Source organism: Streptococcus sp. WM07 (assembly GCF_004570525.1).
Classification (GTDB): Bacteria; Bacillota; Bacilli; order Lactobacillales; family Streptococcaceae; genus Streptococcus.
In genome coordinates this window covers 1-358 of the sequence record NZ_SPPZ01000298.1, presented here as the reverse complement: position 1 = coordinate 358, position 358 = coordinate 1, and the positions used below count along the sequence as shown (strand labels likewise).

General features: G+C 37.7%; 1 protein-coding gene. It reads left to right on the top strand.

From position 1 onward, the window contains the following. Nucleotides 1-358: transposase (locus tag E4T71_RS09315; RefSeq protein WP_194181273.1), on the top strand; the 358-nt coding region annotated here is incomplete at both ends.

Below are 358 nucleotides of genomic sequence, written 5' to 3'. Positions count from 1 at the left end.
CAATTTGAGGAAAAATCAAGTAAGCGCTTTATCTGTGGTAAATCTTACCAAAAAGTTCGGCTTATGTATCAAGATGAGGCTGGCTTTGGACGTATTAGTAAACTAGGAGCTTGTTGGTCTAAAAAAGGTTGTCGTCCTCAAGTAGCTAGTCATCATATTCGTGAATATCGTTATTGTTATGGAGCGGTAGATGCACATACAGGTGATTCATTTTTTATCATAGCTGGTGGGTGTAATACGGCTTGGATGAATGAATTTTTACGACAACTGTCAGAAGCTTACCCTAACGACTATATTATTTTGGTGATGGATAATGCGGTTTGGCATAAATCACAGACATTGGATATTCCTAGCAATA